This window comes from Haladaptatus sp. (assembly GCF_049589095.1).
In the GTDB taxonomy this organism is placed as follows: Archaea; Halobacteriota; Halobacteria; order Halobacteriales; family Haladaptataceae; genus Haladaptatus.
Window position 1 is genome coordinate 1 of record NZ_JBAWAC010000612.1, and the last position, 1634, is coordinate 1634.

Sequence of the window (1634 nt, forward strand, 5' to 3'; positions counted from 1 at the left end):
GTAGACGGTAGGCGGATAAAAACCGATTGCCATCAACGCGTGAAAACCACCTCCCGGCGGTCACCCGCCCATTCGATGACGCGCGAATCGAGGTAGTCGATGGCGTCGTCGGCGTCGAGCACGTCCCCACCGACCATGTCCCGGACGACGGCTCGGGTCGCTCGAAACCACCGGCGAGCGTCCCTCATGTCGGCTTCGCCGTGAACTTCGACGAGCGCGCCCGCGTCGGATTTCGCGTCGATGGTCGTGCCGAACCACAGCGGGAGAAAGGCGGTGACGTCCCACGAAAGCGAGACGACGAAGAACGCCTCGATGGCTCGATAGTCGAACCGAACGGCGTCCTCGAACGTCAGCGCGGTCGCTTGCGGCGTCGGATCGATGGTTGGCCTCCATCGTTCATCTCGCTCATCCGTTCCGTTCGCGCGTCCGTTTCGTCCACCGCCTGCGAACGGCGTCTCAGCGGTGATTCGATGCCGTAGCGAGAGGTCCGTTGCGCCCCACTGTGCGTATCCTCGGTCGTAGCGGCCGTCCGGTCGCTCGTAGGCGACGAGTGCTCGGTGTCCCACTGGGCCGGTGTGCTCCCGTCATCGAATAAAAACCTAGTCGTCTCCCGGTCGAATCGATGTTTCCCTGCCCAAAGGTTCAATTCCCTTCTACGTAGAGTTATAGATATGAAGCGGTTTTCCGCAGGGAGGCGACCATGACTGGATATTTTCCCATCGAGTGGTACGGAATTATCGGGAATCTGGAAACCTGCGCGCTGGTCAACGACGAAGGAGGTATCGAGTGGCTTCCCATGCCACACGTCGAATCCCCGAGCGTGTTCGCCAGCATACTCGACGCACAGAAAGGCGGGCACTGGCGAATCCAGCCCATGCTCGCGTTCGAGTCGGAGCAGTCGTATCTCGATTCGACGAACGTGTTACGGACGACGTTCGAGACCGAATCCGGCCGGGTTCGGGTCACGGACTTCATGCCCGTCCGTAACGACGGTATGGAGCGGGCGGTGTACCGGAAGGTCGAAGGCATCGAGGGCGATGTCGAACTCGAACTGACGTTCAGCCCCCAACTCGACTACGCGCACGGTGAGACGAATCTGACGCCCGAGGACGACGGTATTCGAATCACGAGCGGGGATGACGGTGGGACCGACGACGATGGCGACGATGGGGATCTTCCCGGCCACGACGACGACCACTTCGCGTTCCTCAGCGGGGGAATCGATGTCGAAGTGGATGGCGGAAGCGGTAGCGCGGTCTGGTCCGTCGCCGAGGACGAATCGACGTGGTTCGTCCTGGCGTTCAACGAGAAGAGCATTGCGGACACCGAGGACTGTGAAGCGGAACTGAACCGAACGTCCGACTTCTGGCGCGACTGGGCACACGACTGCCCGGATGGCTGTGTGTTCGGCGAGGACTCCCACGACCTCGCCGTCCGGTCCGGACTGGTACTCAAACTGCTCACTCACCGCGAGACGGGGGCCATTTGTGCCGCGCCGACGACCTCACTTCCCGAGAACGTCGGCGGCGTCCGAAACTGGGATTATCGCTACAACTGGATCCGCGACGCGGCGTTCACGATTCAGGCGCTGGCCAACCTCGGACACACCGACGAGGCCGAAGCGTACTTCGATT

The 1634-nt window shown here is 61.9% G+C and carries 2 protein-coding genes; one reads left to right on the forward strand and one right to left on the reverse strand.

Going from position 1 to position 1634, the window contains the following annotated elements; translation table 11 throughout:
- Nucleotides 1–32: 32 nt before the first annotated feature.
- Nucleotides 33–566, reverse strand: a complete 534-nt coding sequence (locus WBV42_RS19405; RefSeq protein WP_423987496.1) for a DUF6735 family protein — start codon at nt 564–566, stop codon at nt 33–35.
- Between the two features lie 134 nt (nt 567–700).
- Here WBV42_RS19405 and WBV42_RS19410 point away from each other — a divergent pair.
- Nucleotides 701–1634 (forward strand): glycoside hydrolase family 15 protein (locus WBV42_RS19410; RefSeq protein ID WP_423987497.1); only part of this gene is annotated, 934 nt, incomplete at its 3' end.